20 protein-coding genes and 1 pseudogene are annotated in these 21439 nt (G+C 31.3%); 7 read left to right on the top strand and 14 right to left on the bottom strand.

Annotation, left to right across the window (positions count from 1 at the left end; genetic code table 11):
- The first annotated feature begins 155 nt into the window (after nt 1–155).
- The 5 genes from HMPREF3154_RS04000 to HMPREF3154_RS03980 all read left to right on the top strand — a co-directional run bounded on the left by HMPREF3154_RS04000 (nt 156) and on the right by HMPREF3154_RS03980 (nt 3976).
- Nucleotides 156–506, top strand: coding sequence for a membrane protein (locus HMPREF3154_RS04000; RefSeq protein WP_002433873.1), 351 nt, complete (start codon nt 156–158; stop codon nt 504–506).
- Nucleotides 507–690: 184 nt separating this feature from the next.
- Nucleotides 691–1695 (top strand): nickel ABC transporter permease, encoded by a 1005-nt coding sequence (gene nikB, locus HMPREF3154_RS03995; protein ID WP_030062718.1) that lies wholly within the window; start codon nt 691–693, stop codon nt 1693–1695.
- Nucleotides 1685–2521 (top strand): nickel transporter permease, encoded by an 837-nt coding sequence (gene nikC, locus HMPREF3154_RS03990; RefSeq protein WP_002433971.1) that lies wholly within the window; start codon nt 1685–1687, stop codon nt 2519–2521. The genes nikB and nikC overlap by 11 nt, the downstream gene beginning before the upstream one ends.
- Nucleotides 2502–3281 (top strand): ATP-binding cassette domain-containing protein, encoded by a 780-nt coding sequence (locus tag HMPREF3154_RS03985; RefSeq protein WP_030062719.1) that lies wholly within the window; start codon nt 2502–2504, stop codon nt 3279–3281. The genes nikC and HMPREF3154_RS03985 overlap by 20 nt, the downstream gene beginning before the upstream one ends.
- Entirely contained in the window at nt 3281–3976 is a 696-nt protein-coding gene (locus tag HMPREF3154_RS03980) for an ATP-binding cassette domain-containing protein (RefSeq protein WP_002433571.1), read from the top strand. Before HMPREF3154_RS03985 ends, HMPREF3154_RS03980 begins: the two co-directional genes overlap by 1 nt.
- Before the next feature lie 80 nt (nt 3977–4056).
- Here HMPREF3154_RS03980 and HMPREF3154_RS03975 read toward each other — a convergent pair whose 3' ends face one another.
- From HMPREF3154_RS03975 to HMPREF3154_RS03920, 12 genes and pseudogenes are all read right to left on the bottom strand, one after another.
- Nucleotides 4057–4821, bottom strand: coding sequence for an HAD-IIB family hydrolase (locus tag HMPREF3154_RS03975; protein WP_023350304.1), 765 nt, complete (start codon nt 4819–4821; stop codon nt 4057–4059).
- Nucleotides 4822–5947: 1126 nt separating this feature from the next.
- Nucleotides 5948–7201 carry an aminoacyltransferase gene (locus tag HMPREF3154_RS03970; protein WP_023350305.1) on the bottom strand — a complete coding sequence of 418 codons (1254 nt, stop codon included), beginning with the start codon at nt 7199–7201 and terminating at the stop codon, nt 5948–5950.
- Between the two features lie 27 nt (nt 7202–7228).
- A complete protein-coding gene (locus HMPREF3154_RS03965; protein WP_023350306.1) occupies nt 7229–8482 on the bottom strand; it encodes an aminoacyltransferase in 1254 nt (417 codons plus the stop codon).
- A gap of 273 nt (nt 8483–8755) precedes the next feature.
- The gene (locus HMPREF3154_RS03960; RefSeq protein ID WP_002433580.1) at nt 8756–9415 is read right to left on the bottom strand and encodes a type 1 glutamine amidotransferase domain-containing protein; all 660 of its coding nucleotides are present in this window, start codon (nt 9413–9415) and stop codon (nt 8756–8758) included.
- A 143-nt stretch (nt 9416–9558) separates the two neighbouring features.
- Nucleotides 9559–10290, bottom strand: a complete 732-nt coding sequence (gene trpA / locus HMPREF3154_RS03955; protein ID WP_023350307.1) for a tryptophan synthase subunit alpha — start codon at nt 10288–10290, stop codon at nt 9559–9561.
- Nucleotides 10283–11487, bottom strand: a pseudogene (gene trpB, locus HMPREF3154_RS03950) (tryptophan synthase subunit beta). Before trpB ends, trpA begins: the two are co-directional and overlap by 8 nt.
- On the bottom strand, nt 11465–12112 hold the full coding sequence (locus tag HMPREF3154_RS03945) for a phosphoribosylanthranilate isomerase (RefSeq protein ID WP_023350308.1): 648 nt from the start codon (nt 12110–12112) through the stop codon (nt 11465–11467). The pseudogene trpB and the gene HMPREF3154_RS03945 overlap by 23 nt, the downstream one beginning before the upstream one ends.
- The gene (gene trpC / locus HMPREF3154_RS03940) at nt 12109–12891 is read right to left on the bottom strand and encodes an indole-3-glycerol phosphate synthase TrpC (protein WP_070474382.1); all 783 of its coding nucleotides are present in this window, start codon (nt 12889–12891) and stop codon (nt 12109–12111) included. Before trpC ends, HMPREF3154_RS03945 begins: the two co-directional genes overlap by 4 nt.
- A 2-nt stretch (nt 12892–12893) precedes the next feature.
- Nucleotides 12894–13889 carry an anthranilate phosphoribosyltransferase gene (gene trpD / locus HMPREF3154_RS03935; RefSeq protein WP_023350310.1) on the bottom strand — a complete coding sequence of 332 codons (996 nt, stop codon included), beginning with the start codon at nt 13887–13889 and terminating at the stop codon, nt 12894–12896.
- Between the two features lie 3 nt (nt 13890–13892).
- Complete coding sequence (locus HMPREF3154_RS03930; RefSeq protein WP_030062722.1) at nt 13893–14459, bottom strand: anthranilate synthase component II; 567 nt, start codon at nt 14457–14459, stop codon at nt 13893–13895.
- Nucleotides 14456–15862 carry an anthranilate synthase component I gene (locus tag HMPREF3154_RS03925; RefSeq protein WP_023350312.1) on the bottom strand — a complete coding sequence of 469 codons (1407 nt, stop codon included), beginning with the start codon at nt 15860–15862 and terminating at the stop codon, nt 14456–14458. The genes HMPREF3154_RS03930 and HMPREF3154_RS03925 overlap by 4 nt, the downstream gene beginning before the upstream one ends.
- Nucleotides 15863–16348: 486 nt before the next feature.
- Nucleotides 16349–17383, bottom strand: coding sequence for a M42 family metallopeptidase (locus tag HMPREF3154_RS03920; protein ID WP_023350313.1), 1035 nt, complete (start codon nt 17381–17383; stop codon nt 16349–16351).
- Between the two features lie 154 nt (nt 17384–17537).
- Between HMPREF3154_RS03920 and HMPREF3154_RS03915 the strand changes: the two genes are divergently transcribed.
- On the top strand, nt 17538–18629 hold the full coding sequence (locus HMPREF3154_RS03915) for a prephenate dehydrogenase (RefSeq protein WP_049326460.1): 1092 nt from the start codon (nt 17538–17540) through the stop codon (nt 18627–18629).
- A gap of 80 nt (nt 18630–18709) precedes the next feature.
- Here the strand turns inward: HMPREF3154_RS03915 and HMPREF3154_RS03910 are convergent, their stop codons facing one another.
- Nucleotides 18710–19972: a Y-family DNA polymerase gene (locus tag HMPREF3154_RS03910; protein WP_023350315.1), complete on the bottom strand. Its 1263-nt coding sequence runs from the start codon at nt 19970–19972 to the stop codon at nt 18710–18712.
- A 153-nt stretch (nt 19973–20125) separates the two neighbouring features.
- Here HMPREF3154_RS03910 and HMPREF3154_RS03905 point away from each other — a divergent pair, with 153 nt between their 5' ends.
- Nucleotides 20126–20311, top strand: coding sequence for a 2-hydroxymuconate tautomerase (locus tag HMPREF3154_RS03905; protein WP_023350316.1), 186 nt, complete (start codon nt 20126–20128; stop codon nt 20309–20311).
- A gap of 96 nt (nt 20312–20407) precedes the next feature.
- Here HMPREF3154_RS03905 and HMPREF3154_RS03900 read toward each other — a convergent pair whose 3' ends face one another.
- Nucleotides 20408–21394, bottom strand: a complete 987-nt coding sequence (locus HMPREF3154_RS03900; RefSeq protein ID WP_023350317.1) for an LCP family protein — start codon at nt 21392–21394, stop codon at nt 20408–20410.
- Nucleotides 21395–21439: the final 45 nt, after the last annotated feature.

The following is a 21439-nucleotide window of genomic DNA, read 5'->3' as shown; positions in this document are numbered from 1 at the left end:
ATATATAAGCAGGGAATTAAATATTTAATCTTGTATCATGAATAGGTTAGAATTAAGCGTGATTTATAAAACTTTCCTACTTGAGCCTGAGTAGTTTAATGCACATCAATAGTATAATAAAATTATTATTAATTAGAGAATGAGGAGATAGTATAATGACAATTTTTGATATGCCTAATTATTTATGGATTACTATCTTAGCAATGATTTTGTTAACAGTATTCTGTACTCTTGTTTTACATAAATGGTTTTCGGCCGCAATCATTACGTTTGTAGTTTTAGCATTATTAGCATTCTTTATTCCAAATTTCCATGATATTTCTTATCAACCTTTATTAGGTTATGCTGCCTTTTTAGCTATAATGAGTTTAATCATAAGTTTCTTATTGTGGTTCTTTACTCGTAAATGGCGACGTGAGCGTAAGAAAAATAAACTTGAGAAAGAAATTCGTAAATATGAAGATGATGACGATTTTAAAAAGTCGAGACATCGTTTTCGTAAATAAAATTTTTTAAAGACTCCGCACATTTGGTAATTCGAAAGTGTTGAGTCTTTTTTATTTAACGCTCTTACTATTATTTTTTTAAAATCACTACTATAATAATAGAAAGATGATAACAAAAACAATTTAATGTTAAATTTTATTATATAAATATTTAATTCATTTAAAGTGGAAGGATGCTTCTATGATGTTTAAAACAATCATTTCCAAAATATTGCAAATGATGATTGTTCTGTTTGTAATCACAACGCTCACATTCATTCTGATGAAATTATCACCAGGTAATCCTGTTAATAAAATCCTTCATCTTAATACAACTCAGGTTTCTCAATCCCAAATTCAAGCAACAGAACAGAAATTAGGTTTAAATGACTCTATATTTGTTCAATGGTGGCACTGGATGAGTCATTTATTACACTTCAATTTAGGTACAAGTTTTCAAACTAATGAACCAGTAACACAAGAAATCGCAAGTTATATTGGCCCAACATTGATTATTACCTTTGGCACTCTAATTGTTTCTATGATTATTTCTATACCATTAGGTATTTTTGCGGCATTAAACTATCACAAAACTTTAGATCATTTGATACGTGTTTTTACTTCTCTTTCGGTAAGCTTACCTTCATTTTTTATTGGATTAATTTTATTATTTATTTTTAATCAAAAACTCAATCTCTTACCAACATCGGAGGAGGGGTCTATAGCCATATATGTATTACCTATACTTACAATGAGCATTGGAATGTGTGCATATTATATTCGACTCATTCGATCTAATTTATTAGAACAATACCAAAGTCCAATTGTGGAAGCTTCTAGGTTACGAGGCATGTCAGAACGTTATATTTTATTTAACGACATCTTTAAACCTTCATTACTTCCCATTATCCCATTATTAGGTTTATCAGTAGGTAGTTTAATAGGGGGCACTGTAGTCATTGAAAACTTATTCGATATTCCAGGTTTAGGTTACATTTTAGTAGATAGCATCAAATCAAGAGACTATCCTTTAATACAAGGTTGCGTTTTATTTATAGGCTGTTTCGTAGTGATTATCAATACGATTGCAGATATTTTAAGTTTGATGATGGATCCTAAACAACGTTATAACACTAAAGACGGAATAAATATTTTCAAATCCTCTCGCCAAAGCCAGCATAGACAAGAAGGTGATCGTCATGAAGCGTAAACTAGCCAACCGTAATTATATTTTTTATGTGTTTGGTATTTATATCTTTATAATCATTGCCTTACAATTATTTGTAAGTCCAGACGCAGCTTTCAATGTTCATTTATCAGAGACGTTTAAACCTATAAGCTTCAAACATTTATTAGGTACTGACGATTATGGTCGCGATTTGTTTAGCCGTCTTATCATAGGCGCTCGTACAACTTTATTCATTACCTTACTTACGTTACTTTTTACTATTTTAATAGGTGTGCCATTGGGTCTTTTGGCAGGCTATAAAAAAGGGATTATTGATTCAATCATTATGAGGGTTATCGATATCGGTTTAAGTATTCCAGAGTTTGTCATAATGATTGCTTTAGCAAGCTTTTTTCATCCAAGTATATGGAATTTAGTCATTGCGATTACACTTATTAAATGGATGAATTATACAAGTGTAACGAGAGGGATTGTTAATTCTGAAATGAATTATTCCTATATCAAAATGGCTAAACTATTCAATGTTTCAACTTTTAATATTCTATTTAAACATTTATTACCAAAGGTCATACCATCTATTTTGGTCATTATGGTAGTTGATTTCGGTAAAATTATTTTATACATTAGTTCGCTATCATTCTTAGGATTAGGGGCACAACCGCCTTCTCCTGAATGGGGAGCTATGCTTCAAGCAGGACGAAATTTCATCACGTCTCATCCTATTATGATTATTGCACCAGCCACACTTATTTCAATCACAATATTGTTATTCAATCTTACTGGTGATGCAATTCGAGACCGCTTATTAGAGAAGAGAGGTGCCGAGTTTGACTCTTTTAAAAATTAAAAATCTTAACATTAGCGATCTAAATGGTACAAGTTTAATTAAAAACCTAAACTTAGATGTCCGCAAAGGAATCTTAAATGTAATTATTGGAGAAAGTGGGGCAGGTAAAAGTCTCACAGCTAGAGCACTGTTAAATTATTTACCTAAAGGTCTTGATATGAGTTTTACGGAATATCAATTTGAGAATAATGAGGCTCGTGACATAAAAAAATTTTTAGGTAAGGACATTGGTTATATTTCTCAAAATTACGCTCAAAGCTTTAACGAACATATACGTTTAGAAAAACAACTCATCGCAATATACCGTACTCACTATGATGCAAGTCGTTCTGAAGCATTAGAAAAGATAAAGAATGCATTAAAATGGGTGAATTTAGATGATTCTAATATTATAAAAAAATATAGCTTTGAACTTTCAGGTGGTCAGCTAGAACGCGTATATATTGCTAGTGTACTAATGCTAGATCCTAAACTTATTATCGCAGATGAACCTGTAGCTTCATTAGATGTGGTTAATGGTCATAAAATAATGCAACTGCTTCAACACATTGTTAAAGATCATCGTAATACGGTACTCCTTATTACACATAATATGAATCATGTCCTTCGTTATGGAGATTATTTTACTGTTATGAAACGTGGGGAAGTGGTAGAGACTGGTAAAGTTGGCAACCTCTTAGAAAATAGAGTATCTCATTCCTATACAAAACAATTATTAGAAAACAGAAATACCTTGAGTCAAAGGGAGATAAATGAATAATGATAAGATTACAAAACGTCTATTATGAATATAGTAAAAATCATCCAGTACTTAATGGTATTAATTTAGACATTAAAGAAAATGAAAAGATAGGTATTCTAGGTGAGAGCGGGGCAGGTAAAACTACCCTAGTTAAACTAATATTAAATGAATTCAAATCTATAAGAGGTAAAGTTACTGTAGATTCCAAACGTGTATTGCCTATATATCAACATGCATTTGAAAGTTTTGATAGACACTATACAATTCAACAATCATTAGAGGAGCCCCTTATTTATTACAAAAAAGTTAAAGCTTCATTTATAAAAGAACAAATTTTAAATCATTTAGATGCTTTTCACTTATCTCATCAATTGTTGCAAAAGTATCCTAATGAGGTAAGCGGCGGTCAATTGCAGAGATTAAATATTATAAGAACTTTACTAGCTCAACCAGACATCTTGATATGCGATGAAATAACATCAAATCTTGATGTTATCGCAGAACAAAAGGTAATTGATTTCTTATTGAAATCCGAAATTGACATACCTCAAACGATGATTGTTATATCACACGATTTATCAGTGTTGCAACGTTTAACAAATCGAATTATCGTTTTAAAAGATGGATTAATTGTTGATGATTTCAAAACAAATGAATTATTTGATTCTGAACGTAATGAGTACACTAAATTATTAATTGAAACATTTGAATAATAGAAACTCCCCACATAATACATGCTTGATATTGAGTGGGGAGTTTTATATTGATTTTTATGTTCTACGATTAATACCTCTTAAAGATATTTGTCTAATACATTACAAATTGCTTCATTAGTATTATTTATAACTTCTATATTAGGGTTCTTTAAAAAAGATTGATACTCTACATTAGCATTTGAGACGAAATAACCATGAGAAGCATTATTTAACATATGTATATCATTATGATCATTGCCGAATGCGATATAATCCGCATCAGCACCTAATATGTACTGAATCGTCGTATGTTTATCTATACCTTGAGCAGTAACGTCAATATATGACTCATTGTAATGCTGTATAAGCTCAACTCCAATGGATTCAGTTTCTAAAGTATTAGCAATAGTATCAAATTCTTCAGATTTAATATTTAAAAGTATAGCCTTAATCGGATCCTTTATAGCATCCATATGTAAAGATTGTGCCGTACGATTAGGGTCTATACGCTGATATAATTCAGTATCAGCATTTAGATTTGTCGAGTAATTGAATTTATCATCAATGATATACGTTAAATTGTATTGCTTAATGATTTGTTTGATAAGCGTGATATCATGAACGTCTATTTCCGAAATGATTTCGATTTGTCCGTTTTGAGAAATAATAGCTCCATTTCCACCAATTAAAGTATAATCCGCAAATTCAGGAATTACTGGTAGCAAATCTCTTATAGGACGTGCAGATGCGAATATTACATTATTGTGAGCATTTTTGAGTTTTACAAGCCGATGTTTAATAGATTGGTCAACATGATGACCATCAAAACAAATCGTACCATCTATATCAAAAATAAAATTCATTATCGAGTCACTCCAAATTTAGTAATAATGAATTCAGTATAGCATACAAAATACATCAAAATGATTAACTATAGCTACTCATTAGATTTAAAAGTGTGAATAAATATATAGTTGCAATTTTTATTAACTAATATCATAAAGGATGAGATTTTAGAAACATATGTGTTGAGTAATGATTGTAATCTAGCTTATTAATAATGTAAGACAATAGAGAAATAAAACAAATAGTTAAACAACAAATAACGCAAGTAAGTGATATTTTATAGACAACAGGTAAGGTCCCCTGAACAAATATACATAACTTCCTATAATATATATTATGTAAACTAAAAGATTAAAAACATCCCAGCGCGCATATATACAACTGATTATTATAATTATGGTTATTATTAGTATTTTAAATGTGTGCTGAATTAATTTGAATTATTTCTTCTAACACAGCCACTAAATCTCCAAGATTATTATGCGCTATGCAATCGTACGAGCTTATTATAACTTATCGCTATAGAGTTAAGGCGTAAATATCTGCCATAAGCGTTTGTTTATATACTTAATTTGCTAAATTACAAGCCATTGTTGGATAATAATCACCATAAATTTGCTGTATTTAATTAAAACAAACTTTAATATCACTTTTTTAATTGATGTATGCCCCAAATTGCCTCTCAATCACTTGTTATAAGGTGCTTTAGATTAGATGAAATCCCCTTAGTTTACATAATGCTTTTATAATCACCTATATACTATACTTCGCTTTAAAAATATTTAGTATACTGTCGATTAAATTAACAAACTTCCAAAAAAATTTAGAAAAGATCAGTTGTATAAACTTCATTTTTAGCTTTTTATAAAAACTTCATCATTCAAATTTGTTATTCTCTCTTTATTTAAACGATTATAATAATAGCAACTCTTATAGATATAAAAACTTTATTTAAAATTAATCTAAGAGCATTATTGTGCAATAAAAATAATATGCTATTATTAAATGTGTAGGGAACAACATGATTTCGACAACTAAGATTTATATTCTACCTACACTAACCAGTTAGAGTTTTCCAACCCTTCTCTAATATGGTAAAAGAGCATATTGGCTCTACCCCAATATGCTCTCAAATATAGATATTTATTTTTTAACCTTACTACGTATACGATCTAATGTCGTGAATAACCAATATTTCACTTTATTAATTGGTTTATAAAAATCGCCAATTAATTCTTCAATTTGAACATTAAATCCTCTCTTAAAGCGATAAACACCATAATCTTCACTATCTTTAGTAAAGTCACCAGATAAACCATAAAAGTTATATCTTGCGTAACCATTATCGAAGCAATAATTTATCATATGCCAATGCATTGCATAAGGTCCCATATATTGGTTGAACTTTTCTGAAGAACCTCCTGAGAAATAATTGACTTCATATGCATTAGCGAAGTATACACCTGCTGCTAAGTTTAGAATGGATCCTTCAGTTTGACGAATCTCACTAGCATTTAGTAATTCTTTTTTGTCATGCTCAATTTGTTTATCTAATTCGGCAATTTTTCTTAATTGCTTATCATTTTTATTTTCTTTAGCCATCATATCATCACGACGATTCTCTTTATCATTTAAAGAATGTTGAACTTTTTCTATGTATTCATCTAAGTCTATATAGGCCAATGGTAAAAGAACTTTATCGCCATAGTGATCAATGAAGTTATAGAAATATTGATCTGTTTTAGATACAAAGCCTGTTCTAGCTTCAGTTTCGCGATATAAATCTAAGAATTTATCAAATTCATCTCTCTCAAGAAATCTTACTTTAATTCCATAGTTTATCGCTTTATTAATATTTCTTTTACGTTGACTATCAAATTCCTTTTTCAGTGAAGAAGGTGTCTTACCTTCTAAATCTAAAACGCCCATCCATCTTACTTGGCTAGAAGTATCATATTCAGTTGTGAAACCATGGTGGTCATAACCATGTGATTTAAAGAGGTTAACTAAAGCATCGTTCTTCTCAGTTAAAGGATTGATATCTTTATCATGAACTTGATATATCCAATAAGGATCTAATTTTACGTATAAACATTGATGTTGGTGTAGATAATTTTCCAATTCTCTTAAATAAAAATCAACTAAACCTAAATCTGAATAATCCATAACTGGACCACGATTTGAATAATATACATAACTTCCCATTGTAGGAATTTTAGAGAAAAGACTTGCTGCAATTACTCTATTGTCATCATCTTTAACACCTAATAATACAACTTGGAATCCATCTGCTTCACGCGTAGCAATATTTTCCTTCACCTGAAAATAATGGCTTTCTAATGATGGATTTTGTACAAAGTTTTCGAATTCTTTAACTGTTAACTCTGTAAATTTCATAATTAGATAATTCCCTTCCTAAAAAATCTATTTCTTTAACTTTTTAAGTGCGTTATAGATTGCATACATAGGTTTATTGATTGGTTTTATAAAATCACCTACATATTCAATAACATCAGCGTTATAGCCTTTTTTGAACTTAATTACTCCTACATCTTCAGCGTCTTCACTGAAGTCCCCACTAACTCCATAAAAATTATAACGATCAATACCATGTTCTAAAGCATAGTTTATCATTTTCCATTGAATTGCATAACTACCAGCATAATGACGATAACGATTTGAAGTACCACCGGCGTAATATACAACCTCAAAAGGATTAATGAAAAAGTATCCTGCTGAAATAGGTAATTCATTACCATGTTCTTGTTGTAAATTTTTAGCTTCATCAATTTTTTGTTGATTTGCATCTAATTGTTGTTGAAGATTATCCTTTTTGTTATAAGCTTTCTTATTGTCAGGTCTCTTCTCAATATCTTTAAGCGCTTTATTTAAATCCTTATTGAGAACATCTCTTTCATTATTAAGTTCCTCGATATATTCATCGAAATCAATATATGCTAATGGTACTAACACTCTGTCTTTGAAATGTTTGAATCTATTATAATAGAAACTATCATCTCTATCAGCGAATTCTTTCGTTTCAGTAGTATCTTCCATAAATGATCTGAAAATAGGTAATTCATCTTCGGATAGGAAACGAACTTTAACACCATTTTTTTGTACTTTCTTAGTATTTCGCTTTCTTAAACTATCCATTCCTTTAAGAATATCTTTAGATGTTTTATCTTTTAAATCTAAAACAGAATGGTATCTTACTTGTAATATAGGATGGAAGCCTTTATGAAAGCCTTCATGTTCAAATCCTAATTCTTCCATTTTATTGAAAAACCAATCATGGCCAGCATTTCCAATAATTTCACCATCATGATTTAAGTATTGGTATGGAAGATAAGGGTCAACTCTTAGATAAAGACAGTTATACTTTTTTACGTATTTACTTAGTTCATTAAAGAAAAAGTGAACAAGTTCTTTATTATCATAATCAATTACTGGCCCGCGATTTGAATAAAAATATTTAAAAATTTTCATTACAGGTACAGCAGTTAATAAACATGCAGCAATCACTTGATTGTCATTATTTTTAATTCCTACAAGATGTGAATCCGTTCCTTCAGCAACTTTAAGTTCATAATTACCTTCCATCTGAGTAAAATGGCTATAAGGCATTTGATCAGTAAAGTCACTAAATTCTTTGGCTGTTAAATTCGTAAACTTCATTATCATAACTCCTATTAATCTCTTTATAACTCTCTTTATTTAACATTAAGTATGATAGATTGTTGTTAAATATACATTATATGTAACTTTATGATTATATATGTTATCTATACTTCTAATCTTAACAAGTATACAATAGTTAAACCCAAAACTAAAATATTAACTAATTTAAAAATTGCACTAAATTGGTAATCAACTTTAGATTTGAATAATTATGTAAAAAATAATATGGACTAAACAAAGGTTTGAGCCCATATTATTTTGTAACCAGTTTTATTTTAATGCATTTACAAGTGCTTTACCAATGACTTCGCTTGATTGAGGATTTTGACCAGTAATAAACTTACGATCCTCTTCTAAATGTGAAGTAAAATCATCACTTGTAATGAAATGAGCACCTTGTTCTTCTAATTTAGATTGCGTTAAAAATGGTACTTTATCTTCCAGTCCCATTGCTTTTTCTTCACTATCAGTAAAAGCGGTTAAGCGTATACCATCAACAAGATATTTACCATTACTTGTTTTAACACCAACAAATGCACTTGGTCCGTGACAAACTGATGAAATAATTTTATCATGGTCTCTAAAATGTACTAAAATATTTGCCAATTTTTCATTATTAGCAAAATCAAAAACTGTGCCATGACCACCTGGTAAATAAATTGCTTCATACTCATCAACATCAATGTCTTCAATACTTGGTGTATGATTTAACTGCGAAGTAAATGAAGTATATTTGTTTAATAACTCATCTGAAGTGGAGTTAGGGTCTAAGTTAACCTTACCACCTTTGATTGACGCTATATCAACATCAATCCCTTCGTTTCTAAGAATATCATAAGGTTCTCCGGCTTCTTCTAACCATAAACCAGTTTCCGTACCATCAGGATACTGACTCGTACTAGTTAGAACAAATAATACTTTTTTACTCATTCACTTTCACCTCTTTAACTTGTTATAAAATTAATTTACCCTGATTAGCTATGAAATATTCAAATATAAATTTAATATAGCTATCCCCTCAAAATTAAAAAAAGGTTGGAACACCCATTTATCCCAACCTATTAACTGCCATTTTAAATTTGATCGAGTGTCTTTCTTATGCTTCTTAAAAATTGAAACATCTCACTAGGATCACTCTCAGCGAATCTTTTTACAATTTCACTGCCGATGACAACGCCATCTGCTATACGTCCAATATCTTTCACATGTTCTTGATTTCTAATACCGAATCCAGCAACCACAGGTACATCTGTGACACCTTTAATTAATTCGATTTTTCTTTTTAATTCAGGGTGAAACTGACCATTTTCTCCAGTAGTAGCATTCATCGTAACCGTGTAAATAAAACCTTCTGCCTTTTTAGCAATATTTTTAATTCTTTCCTCAGAAGTAGTCATTGCTATAAGTGAGATTAATTTAACTTTCTCATTAGGGAAATCTTTTTTAAACTTTTGGGTTAGTTCAAACGGCAAATCTGGAATGATTAAACCATATACACCTGCTTCCTCACATTTATTTAAAAATTCATTCTCCCCAAATGATGAGATAATATTATAATAGGTCATTAAAACATATTTAGAAGTTATAGTCTCTTTATTTTTAATTAGCTGTTCAAATATAAAATTAATATTCACGCCTTCTTCAACGGCTTTTGCTCCAGCGTTCATGATTGTTGAACCGTCCGCTACTGGATCTGAAAAAGGAACACCAATTTCTATAATATCAGCACCTGCTTCACTTAGTATCTTTAAGTTCTCAATAAACTTTAAATTTCCCATTATATAAGGAATAAATAACTTACTCATCTATATCACCACGACTTTCAGTATAATTTCTAATTGTTTCCATATCTTTATCCCCTCTACCAGAGACAGTAATAACAATAATTTCATCTTTTCTCATTTTTGGAGCTAACTTTTCAACATAACTAATCGCATGAGCACTTTCAATTGCAGGAATAATACCTTCAGCTCTAGAGAATCTTATTAGAGCTTCCATGGCTTCTTCATCAGAGGCATTTACATATTTCACTCTACCTATATCATTATAATATGAATGTTCCGGACCTATTCCTGGGTAATCTAGTCCTGCAGATATTGAATGGGCTAACTCTATCTGTCCATCCTCATCTTGAATAAGATACAAGATCCATGTAGAACACCAGGTTTTCCCTTTCCTATAGCTAATGCATGTTTATTTGAGTTAACTCCTTTACCTGCAGCTTCAACCCCGTAAAGTTTTACGTCATCATTAATAAATGGATGGAAGGTCCCTATCGCATTAGAACCCCCACCTACACATGCAACTATAGCCTCTGGTAAACGCCCTTCTTTTTGATTAATTTGTCTTTTTATTTCGTTTCCAATCACACTTTGGAAATCTCTAACCATTGTAGGAAAAGGATCAGGTCCTAAGGCTGAACCTAATAAATAATGTGTGTCCTCTACATGGCTTACCCAATATTTTAAAGCTCTATTGACAGCATCAGACAATGTTCCTTGTCCTTCTTCTACTGAAACAACTTTTGCGCCTAGAAGTTCCATTCTAAATACATTCAATTGTTGTCTTTTAACATCTTCTTTTCCCATAAAAACGATGAGCTCCATATCGAATAAAGCAGCTACTGTGGCACTCGCCACACCATGTTGCCCAGCACCTGTTTCAGCAACTAATTTTGTTTTTCCCATACGCTTCGCCAACAATGCTTGACCTAAAGCGTTATTAATTTTATGTGCCCCAGTATGATTTAAGTCTTCACGTTTTAAATATATTTTGGCTCCTCCTAAATCTTCGGTAAATGATTTAGCGTAAGTAAGTGGTGTTTCTCTTCCGACATAGTCTTTTAAATAATTTGCGAGCTCCTCTTGGAATGATTCATCTTGTTTAGCCTGTTGATAAGCTTTTTTGAGTTCTATGATTGCAGGCATCAGTGTTTCAGGGACATACTGGCCACCATATTCACCGAAAAACCCTAGCTCGTCAGCTTCTGTTTGTATGTTCATTTCTTTCATCTCCTTTAATTATTTTTATAATTTGCGTCATTTTTGCTAAATCTTTAATATTATCTGTCTCAATCCCACTAGCAATATCGTAACCGCTCTGACCTAATTTAAGGTATTTTAGTTTACTAATATGATTTATATCTAACCCGCCAGCTATTAAAAAACGTGATTTTCGAATATTACTAAGCACATTCCAATCATATGTATTACCTGTTCCACCATAATTTTGAGATGGCGTATCAATAATAAATAAATCAACGGTTTTCTCATATTTTTCAATATTTCTATTTAAATATTTATCAGCAGGAATTGCTTTAAAAATTTTAATCGTAGGACTTAACTTTCTAATTGCTTTTATTAATTGAATAGACTCACTTCCATGAAGTTGTATTACGTTGATATTAGTTTCATTGAAGACTTGCTTAACTAAGTCTAATGTTGGATTTACCAAGACTACCACGCGATAAATATGGTCTGGAACTCGTTTGGACAGTAATTTTAATTGATTCATACTCACGTGTCGTTTACTTCTAGGAAAATGGATAAACCCTATTGCATCAACATTTAGATTTTTAACCTTTTCGATATCTTCTTCACTTTTAAACCCGCAAAATTTTAAAATCATTGATGAATCTTCTCCATTTTTAAGCTTGGTAAAAATTGACTTAAGTCGTTGCATTTCATTAATGATTCACCCACTAGTAGGCCATCTATACCTGACTGTAAAATGTGCTCAACATCATGAGTACTATGAATACCGCTTTCTGAAATATAATGAAATCCTTTCTTTTTAAATTTTAAAATTTGGTTCGTATGTTCCACGTTAGTAACAAACCGTTTCAAATCTCGATTATTAACTCCAATTATTTTTGGCGATAATTGATGTGCTCTATTTAATTCATTTCTATCATGAACCTCAACTAAAACTTCTAAGTTAAGTTCTGTTGCATAATCATATAAAGTTTTTAACTCTTTGTCTGTGAGAATGTTAACAATAAGCAAAACAATAGAAGCACCTGCTTTTTTAGCTACGTCAATTTGAATTTTATCTACTATAAAATCTTTACACAGTACTGGTAAAGATGTTTCGACGGTGAGTTCACTCAATCTTTCGAAACTACCACCAAAGTATTTTTCATCTGTTAAGATTGAAATTGCATTTGCACCATATAATTCATATTCTTTTACTTGATCTATTAAGTTTCTATGAGGTAATTGTTTTAGCGTTGGACTTTTAGACTTTATTTCTGCAATAACCGATAACTTTTTTTCATTTTTCAATGCATTTATTAATTTCTTCTTATTAGAAACATCAACATATTCTAATTCTTCTAATTTTTGTTGATAATATCCTTCTTTAAGTAGTGACTTTTTATGATTAACTATTTCATTAAGTATCGTCATCACTACACCCCCATCTTTAAATACTGTTTCATAGCCTGACCACTGTCTATAAGATGACGTACTAGTTTAATACCTGAGTGAATATCTTTTGCTTTTTCAGCCACGTATAAAGCAATTGCTGCATTGAGTATAACGACATCTCTTTTACTCGATTGATCGTTTCCATTTAATATATTTATGGCTATATTTTTATTTTCTTCAGGTGTTCCCCCTTTGAGCACATCATTGTCAGCAACAGCTAAATCATAATCTTTAGCATTAATTATATATTGTTTGATTGGCTTATTTTGGTTAATTTCATAAATGATATTGTCTCCCGATAGCGTTGCCTCATCCATACCATTTGCACCATGAACGACAATAGCTCTCTTCCTACCTAAATCTTTGATAGTTTGAGCAATCTTACCTAGTTGTGTAACATCATAGACACCCATCACTTGATAAGTAAGTTTGAATGGGTTGATAAGAGGCCCTACTAAATTAAATATTGTAGGAGACTTTATCTGCTTCCTAATGGGTTGGATGTATTTCATAATTGGATAAGAATCAGTGGCACTAATGAAAGAGAGACCTTTTGTATCTAATTGTTTTATCACACTAGCTACTTCACTTGTTTGAATCCCCATTGCTTGAAGAACATCAGTACTACCTGAATACGATGTGATACTTTTATTGCCATGTTTAACTACCGGTACGCCGGCACTTGCTACTATGAATGCTACTGTTGTTGATATATTGAAACTGTTTGAACCATCTCCTCCAGTACCACAAACGCACATCGCTCCTTCATAATAGGGTTGAACTGGATACATTGTGCTTATAAGATGTTTAACTAAATAGGTTAGTTCAATTTGTTGCATTTCCTTTTTAGTGTAAGACTTTAATAACTTAAGTTTATTGTCTTCCTTCACATTTGGATTAAGAAGAGTATCGATAAATTCCTTCATATGTTCTTCCGTTAACTGTCTATTATCTTCAATATCTTTTAATAATTTCATTTTTTAACTACCTTTCATTGCTAGTCTTACAAAGTTGTTAATTATTTTTTCTCCATGTTCTGTTGCAAAGGATTCAGGATGATATTGGATTCCATAATGTTTTTTGTATTTATGTTGAAATGACTGTATGCAATCTATCGTTTGACCAGTAATTTCTAAAGCGGATGGAAATGTTTTAGGATTACTTATTAATGAGTGATATCGCATTATTTTAAAATGATTAGGTAAACCTTGGTACAAAGGTGTTGATTTCACTATTTCTAAATCATCCACTTTACCATGCATAATTTTTAGTCCTTGAATAACTTCTCCACCGTAATAACAAGTCAATGCTTGTGATCCTAGGCAGACACCTAATATCGGTTTGTTTTCGAAATATTCAATTAATTTAATCAATAAATTATTATCTAATGGATGCCCTGGACCTGGAGAAATAATAACTGCTGAGATATTTTTAAGTTCATAAATTTCACTGTCATCGGGAAATTTAACAATCACATCTGCTTGTTTTGATACTATATCTACGAGATTATAGGTAAAAGAATCATAGTTATCTATAATTAAAATCATGGAGTCACCTCCAGTAAACTCTTTGCTTTCAGTTTAGTTTCTTCGAGTTCTTTCTCAGGTATGGAATCATAAACTACACCACAACCTGCTTCAATGTTTACTTGTTTGTCGTCTATGAGCATAGTACGTATAGCAAGCGCGAAATCTAAATTATGATTACAATTGATGTAGCCAACTCCCCCACTATAAATCCCTCGTTTAAACGGATAAGCTTCATAAATCCTTTGAATGGCCCTTAATTTTGGTGCCCCCGATACTGTACCTGTGGGTAATAAACTTGCAATGACACTCATTGGAGATAAATTCTCCTTTAATTCACCTACGACTTCACTCACTATGTGCATGACATGTTCATATTTCTCAATTTCCATTAACTTTGTGATTTTAGAAGTTCCTACTTTACTAATTCTATGAATATCATTTCTACCTAAATCTACAAGCATACTATGTTCACTTATCTCTTTTTCGTCCTTAAGTAAAGCGTGACTATTTTTCTTATCTTCATCTTTATTAGCACCTCGTTTAGTAGTTCCAGCTATTGGATTGGTATAAACCAATCCATCTTTAACTCTAACGAAACTTTCAGGTGAACTGCCTACGACTATAGGAATATCTTTATTCATATAATACATATATGGACTAGGATTTTGTCTCTTTAATTTTTGATAAAGTTGAAAACTTAATTGATGCAAATGAGTTACAAAGTTATGCTTGTAATAATAAATTCTTGAAGGCACAACTTGGAACATATCCCCTTCTGCGATTTTCTTTTTTAATTCTGTTATTATTTTTAAAAATTCTTGTTCTCCTATATTTGTCTCAATTTGTCGTTCAGGTTGTTTCAACTTTATTCTTTCATGAGCTAAATTGATGTTTTTTAAATCATCAATTCTTTGTTTAACTTTTGCTTCCAACTGAGATTTAGAAGTATTTGAGAATAAATTTGTTGAAATCACATACAACTCATCTTTATAGTGATCAAAAACATAAGTATCTTCTACCAGATAAAATTTAACGTCATGATCCCGATGATCATCTAATTCAATTTCTTGAAGTTTAGGAAACTCATTCCTTACAAGATCAAAACTACACGTCCCTATAAAACCTGAAATAAAAGGTAAATGCTTCAATTGATCATCTGCAATATTCGCGTAGTACTGATTGACTAAACTTTTTAAATAATCATACGGATGTTCATTCACCACTTTTATTTTTTCTCTTGTATTAATAATTAATTGATTATTATCAAGAGTAACTGAACCATAGTCTTCTAAGACAACGATGGAGTATCTTCCTTTTAATTTATCTTGATTTGTACTTTCAAATATAATTTTTGCTTCTCCTAATTGTGCTAAAGCTTCTGGCGTCATTAGCGCATTTAACTTTTTATAAACTACATCCATATTTCTTCTCCTTTCCATTAAAAAATCAGCCTCCTTATGAAAAAGGACGCTGACGCGTGGTACCACCTTAATTAGCCGAATATTCGTAATATTCAAAACTCACTCTTTGTATTTATTTTTTATTTCACAAAACCCAATTTCTTCAAAGTAGGTGTTAGTTTACATCAACCACTAACTTTCTGTTGCTACCTATTCTTTAAATACTACATTTTGCTTAAAAAACACCACAATAACGCTTATCTCGCAATAAGGACGCGTTACCGTGGTGCCACCTTAGTTAACAATTTTATTTGTTCACTTTTAAATTATTTAATTGTAATTTGAAAGCCCAATTCGTTTATTGCATTGTGCTAATTTACATCAACCATTAGCTTTCTTAGTGCTACAACATGCAGTAACTACTTATTCATTCAAATTGTCTGATTTTTCTAATTATTCAGTATCATACATATTAATGTTAACTTTGTCAATATAAACTTGTTTTTTTTATTCATTGATTGGCGACAAACAATAAGCATAAAGTAATTCTTGAGTGGCATTAATCGAATCTAAGTGTGTTCTCTCCATTGCATGTGAGGATTCAATACCTGCTCCGAATAAACCATGACGAATATCAGATCCTGCTTTTAGAGCTGCTGAAGCATCTGAACTATAATATGGATAAATATCTACTTTGTATGGTATGTCATTAATTTTACAAAGGTTAATTAGATGATTTTTTAGTGCTTTATGGTATGGACCAGATCCATCTTTTGCGCAAATTGAAACAGTATATTCATTTGAAGATTGACCATCTCCTAGCGCTCCCATATCTAAAGCTATAAATTCGACAATATCTTCTGAAATGCTTGAATTTGCACCATACCCTATTTCTTCATTGTTAGAAATATAAAATTGTGTTGTATGTGGTAATTTTGTACCTTCGTTTTTGAGCTTTTTCAAAAGTTCTAGAATCATTCCGACACTCGCTTTATCATCTAGATGTCTAGACTTAATAAATCCTGATTGAGTGATAACTGTTCTAGGATCAAATGATATGAAATCACCTACTTCTATGCCTAAATCTTTTGTTTCTTGAGCATTATGAGTTATTTCATCAATTCTTACTTCCATATGCTCTTTATCTCTTGGAATATTGTGGTTATCTTTGTAAACATGTACGCTCGTTTCATGTAGACAAATTGTTCCTGAAAATGTTTGACCGTTTTGGGTTTGAATTTCACAATACTCACCTTCTATAGCATTAAAGTGAAATCCACCTATTAAGTCTAAAGCTAATCTGCCATTTTCTTTAATCTCTTTAACCATTGCCCCTAATGTATCAACATGTGCTGTTATACACCGCTGTTTATTTTCATTTGTACCATCAACAGTAATAAGGAGTCCGCCTTTATTAGTAACTTTTGTATGATAACCTAGATCTTCAACATAGTTTTTGACATAATTAATCGCTTCGTCAGCATTACCAGATGGGCTATTGATTTCAGTTAATGTTTTTATAGTTTCTAAAATTCCGCTCATATTATCCCCCTTTTTTCTTAAATCACTTTTTATTTTAAACTAAACCACCTTTATACTCTAACAATTATAGATTACTATTTTAGAGTATTGCTTACTTTTCTTCTCTCATTTACAATAATACTATTCTGAAAATTTCGAAATAAGGTGATTGTTTATGCAACACATATTATTTGTTGGCCTTGGTCTTATTGGTGGTAGTTTAGCTAGTAATTTAAAATATTATAATTCCGACGTACAAATTATGGCTTTTGACGCTAATGAAACACAGTTAGATAAAGCATTGTCCATTGGTATTATTGATAAAAAAATAACTGATTACAAAACCGCAGTTGAAAAAGCTGATGTCATTGTTTATGCAACGCCTGTAGAACAAACAATTAAGTATTTATCAGAACTTCCCAATTATAAAACCAAGCCTCATTTGATAGTGACCGATACCGGAAGCACTAAATCTACTATTCAAACTTTTGAACAACAACTACTAGATAACAATATTCATTTAGTCGGTGGTCATCCTATGGCAGGAAGTCATAAATCTGGAGTATTAAACTCTAAAAAGCATTTATTTGAAAACGCCTATTACATTCTTGTATTTAATGAAAAAGAAAATCAAGAAGCAGCTAAATATTTACAAAATTTATTCAAGCATACTTTAGCTAAGTTTATTACAACGAATGCTGATGAACATGATTTTGTAACTGGTGTAGTTAGTCATGTCCCTCATATTATCGCATCTAGCTTAGTACACTTGAGTGCCAATCATATAAATCACCATGAATTAGTAGAAAAATTAGCTGCTGGAGGTTTTAGAGATATTACGCGAATTGCCAGTAGTAATGCTCAAATGTGGAAAGATATCACTTTAAATAACCAAACGCATATTTTGTCTTTGTTAAATGAACTAAAAAATCAAATTACAGCATTTGAAAAGATGATAAATTCTAACAATGATGAAAACATTTACGAGTTCTTTGCTAAAGCTAAAAATTATCGTGATCGCCTACCCGCTAAACAACGAGGTGCCCTATCTGTGGCGTATGATCTATATGTAGACATTCCGGATAAACCGGGTATGATAAGCAAAGTTACACATATCTTAAGTTTACATAACATTTCTATAAGCAACCTTAAAATTTTAGAAGTCCGTGAAGATATCTATGGCGCATTGCAAATAAGCTTTAAAAATCCTGAAGATCGAGAACGTGGTATCAAAGCTTTAAAAAATTTCGATACCTATATTGAATAATATAAGTCCCCTAAAGTGTGATGAATAACATATCAATCATCGCTTTAGGGGATTATTTCTAAATTTTTAACGTTAATCACCTACATTTTGTGGCCAGCCATAAGTCCTAATCGACCATGCTTAGTCCCTGCTTCAGTATAAGATGTCGCTTTAGAAACGATACCTCTACCATATTTTAGGTGTAAATGGTCAATTGTTTTAGCTAGTTTTTCATCTCGTTTACGCTCATACTCATCAATAAATAAATTTAACTGTCGATCTTGTTCATCTACAAACTGTGTTAAAGATACACTTAGCGTCCTATACAAAGCATTTTTATCACATAATCGATTCGCAAAATAATTAATCACTTTAAAAATATCTCTTTCTAAATTTGTAGGATCTTCTAAAGTATACTGCTTGTGTACACCTCCATCATCGGCATAACCAAATGAAAAATGTATCGTACGCGCTAATTTTTTCTGTGCTCTTAATCTACTTGCTACATCTTCAATGAGTTCTTGCATGACTACTTTTGATTCCTCAAATCGATAATCTCTCATCAAAATTTGACTTTTACATATTGAAGGATTTGTTACTTTGTATTTTTCTCTTACTTTACTTTGATCAATACCGTTAGCATGTAAATGCATATCTACGCCTAAAATACCAAAATCTCTCTTTAAATAGCGATAAGGATATTGTGCTAAATCGCCAATTGTAAATATCCCTCTCTTATTTAATTTCGCTTCAGTACGTTTATTAATACCCCAGAAATCTCTTAACGGTTGAATAGGCCATAACTTATCAGGTATATCTTGATAACGCCATTCTGCAATTCCATCTTCTGTATGCTTTGCTTCTATATCCATTGCTATTTTGCTTAATAACATATTAGAACCTATACCAACAGTGCAATGGATACCTGTCTCTTCCAGTATCTCTTTTTTTAATCGTTCGCAAAACGCATAAACTGTAGAACTAAACCTATGATAACTATCTGTGACATCCATAAAAAATTCATCAATACTATATTGATGTAAGTCTTCAGGTGGTACATAACGTAGTGCAATTTTTGAAATAGCAACAGAAACATTTAAATACTTTCTCATACTTGGGTTAATGATATAAATATCATTTCGATGTGGTATTTCAAACAATCTAGATCCCGTTTTTATACCTATTTCTTTCAATTTCGGTGTAGCAGCCAACACTACTGACCCCTGCCTTTTCGTATCAGCTACTACTGCTAACTTGGTTTCTAAAGGATCCAAGCCCTTCTCCATACATGACACACTCGCAAAAAAGCTCTTCTGATCAATGCATAATACATCTCTATCCTCTAATAGATTATAGTCATACATAACTATGCCTCCCTTACGAAATCTATTATATACGAACACGTGTTCTTATTCAATGCAAACAAGAACGAATGTTCTATTTAATTTAAATCTCTATCGTTAATTTCGTGATATACTAAAGAAGACATTTCTAATTAATTAAGGAGGATGCATGATATGCCAATCGTAAATGTAAAGTTATTAGAAGGACGTACAGATGATCAATTAAAAGATTTAGTGAATGAGGTTACAGATGCAGTAGAAAAAACTACTGGAGCAAACAAAGAGGCCATCCACGTCGTAATCGAAGAAATGAAAAAGAGCCATTACGCCGTTGGTGGAGTAAGAAAATCAGATCAATAAAACGCAAAATCCCTGAAATGAAAGCTATTTACCATAGAAGCTATCATCTCAGGGATTCAATTATTTTATCACTTATTTTTTCTAATCATCTTAGTTTTAATCATCGAAAAAGTCTTGAATTGTTTTTTTATTTTTTTCTTTATCAATTTGAAGCGCACTACCATCATTATTAGTATTAATATCTTGATACGTGTTTTTAACAGGTACAGTTAGTGATTTAACATCTTTATCACCACGAATACCAAAGCTTAATCCAGTTTGGAAAATAGCTGAATTAGGCATATCAGTATTAACGTATCCTCTTAAAATACCTGCAACTTTCGGAAGTTTTGCAACGGTATTAAAATTTACTAACTCTTGTTTTAAAGTTTGCATAACTTGTTGTTGACGGCGAACACGCCCGAAATCTCCTTCAGCATCGTGACGGAATCTCGCATAACCTAATAGCTCTTTACCATTTAATCTATGATGACCTTTTTTCAATGAAACACCTATATTTTCAGACATGTCCTTCTCTACGTCTATAGGTACACCATTAGGTTCAAGTTCATCAACCATTTTCTCAAATCCAGTGAAATCTACTACCGCATAATATTCAGGATTGATACCTAAATTTTTATTAAGTGTCTTTCTTAGTAACTCAGGTCCACCAAGTGAATAAGCTGCATTAATTTTGTATTTATCATAACCAGGGATATCTGCGTAAATATCTCTCATTACAGACATCATTTTCATTTTTTTATTAATATAGTCGTATTGTACAACCATAATTGAGTCTGTACGAGATTTACCGCTTTGAGCTTTATCTGCTCCAAGTACTAATACAGATATTTTGCCATCATTTTTAACGGCTCCATTAAATTGATGCATCTTTACATCTTTAGCATGCTCTTTCGCATACTTCATACCACTATTATATTGATGAGTGATATAGACAATTATTGAAATAAGAATGATGAGAATGATTAAAATGATAAAAGGTAATTTGCGTAGTCTTTTTTTATTTCGTCGCCTAGAAGGTGTCGATGTTGTGCCAGTGTGACGTCGATACTCTGTTTCTCTATGTTCCTTCTGTTCTGTCATATTTACCTACCTTATATCTTCAAAATTACATATCTATATACTATA

Origin of the sequence: Staphylococcus sp. HMSC06C11 (assembly GCF_001808345.1) — a bacterium.
GTDB lineage: Bacteria > Bacillota > Bacilli > Staphylococcales > Staphylococcaceae > Staphylococcus > Staphylococcus capitis.
Note: the sequence above shows the minus strand (reverse complement) of the source record. Positions and strands in the feature narration are given on the sequence as shown.

Bases quoted from the DNA above. Each gene is read 5' to 3' on its own strand.
- nikC (WP_002433971.1), top strand. From the start codon at position 1,685: ATGAAGCGTAAACTAGCCAACCGTAATTATATTTTTTATGTGTTTGGT.
- HMPREF3154_RS03915 (WP_049326460.1), top strand. From the start codon at position 17,538: ATGCAACACATATTATTTGTTGGCCTTGGTCTTATTGGTGGTAGTTTA.
- HMPREF3154_RS03975 (WP_023350304.1), bottom strand. From the start codon at position 4,821: ATGAATTTTATTTTTGATATAGATGGTACGATTTGTTTTGATGGTCAT.
- HMPREF3154_RS03945 (WP_023350308.1), bottom strand. From the start codon at position 12,112: ATGATTTTAAAATTTTGCGGGTTTAAAAGTGAAGAAGATATCGAAAAG.
- nikB (WP_030062718.1), top strand. From the start codon at position 691: ATGTTTAAAACAATCATTTCCAAAATATTGCAAATGATGATTGTTCTG.
- HMPREF3154_RS03905 (WP_023350316.1), top strand. From the start codon at position 20,126: ATGCCAATCGTAAATGTAAAGTTATTAGAAGGACGTACAGATGATCAA.
- HMPREF3154_RS03960 (WP_002433580.1), bottom strand. From the start codon at position 9,415: ATGAGTAAAAAAGTATTATTTGTTCTAACTAGTACGAGTCAGTATCCT.
- HMPREF3154_RS03930 (WP_030062722.1), bottom strand. From the start codon at position 14,459: ATGATTTTAATTATAGATAACTATGATTCTTTTACCTATAATCTCGTA.
- HMPREF3154_RS03970 (WP_023350305.1), bottom strand. From the start codon at position 7,201: ATGAAATTTACAGAGTTAACAGTTAAAGAATTCGAAAACTTTGTACAA.
- HMPREF3154_RS03980 (WP_002433571.1), top strand. From the start codon at position 3,281: ATGATAAGATTACAAAACGTCTATTATGAATATAGTAAAAATCATCCA.
- HMPREF3154_RS03900 (WP_023350317.1), bottom strand. From the start codon at position 21,394: ATGACAGAACAGAAGGAACATAGAGAAACAGAGTATCGACGTCACACT.
- trpD (WP_023350310.1), bottom strand. From the start codon at position 13,889: ATGAAATTATTAAAAGATATTGAAGATAATAGACAGTTAACGGAAGAA.
- HMPREF3154_RS03925 (WP_023350312.1), bottom strand. From the start codon at position 15,862: ATGGATGTAGTTTATAAAAAGTTAAATGCGCTAATGACGCCAGAAGCT.
- HMPREF3154_RS04000 (WP_002433873.1), top strand. From the start codon at position 156: ATGACAATTTTTGATATGCCTAATTATTTATGGATTACTATCTTAGCA.
- HMPREF3154_RS03920 (WP_023350313.1), bottom strand. From the start codon at position 17,383: ATGAGCGGAATTTTAGAAACTATAAAAACATTAACTGAAATCAATAGC.
- trpA (WP_023350307.1), bottom strand. From the start codon at position 10,290: ATGAGTAAGTTATTTATTCCTTATATAATGGGAAATTTAAAGTTTATT.
- trpC (WP_070474382.1), bottom strand. From the start codon at position 12,891: ATGACGATACTTAATGAAATAGTTAATCATAAAAAGTCACTACTTAAA.
- HMPREF3154_RS03965 (WP_023350306.1), bottom strand. From the start codon at position 8,482: ATGAAGTTTACGAATTTAACAGCCAAAGAATTTAGTGACTTTACTGAT.
- HMPREF3154_RS03910 (WP_023350315.1), bottom strand. From the start codon at position 19,972: ATGTATGACTATAATCTATTAGAGGATAGAGATGTATTATGCATTGAT.